This is a genomic window from Oleiphilus sp. HI0117, from assembly GCF_001635235.1.
The window spans coordinates 1-243 of record NZ_LWGA01000236.1 but is presented as its reverse complement, the minus strand read 5'-3'; the positions used below and the strand labels follow the sequence as shown (position 1 = coordinate 243).

At 46.5% G+C, this 243-nt stretch carries 1 protein-coding gene; it reads right to left on the bottom strand.

The window, feature by feature from the left end; translation table 11 throughout:
• A partial coding sequence (locus tag A3757_RS02900; RefSeq protein WP_156506137.1) for a cation transporter occupies nt 1–243 on the bottom strand: 243 nt, incomplete at both ends.

Below are 243 nucleotides of genomic sequence, written 5' to 3'. Positions count from 1 at the left end.
GTTCATTGTTCCAGCTAAGTAGCGCTTTGTGAGTCGTATGATTGATTGATAGATTTATCAGGCCGGGAAGTGAGCTGATTTCGCGCTCTAAGAGCCAAATACAAGCGGCACAGGTAATTCCTGAGATACTAAGTGCAGCATCAGACTGTTTGCCATCTACCGTAACAAAGTCAGTTTGTAGCGCCGGGTCATCATAAAGAAGTAGTTCATCGCGTTGTGCGTCGGTGAAGTCGTCGGGCTTTA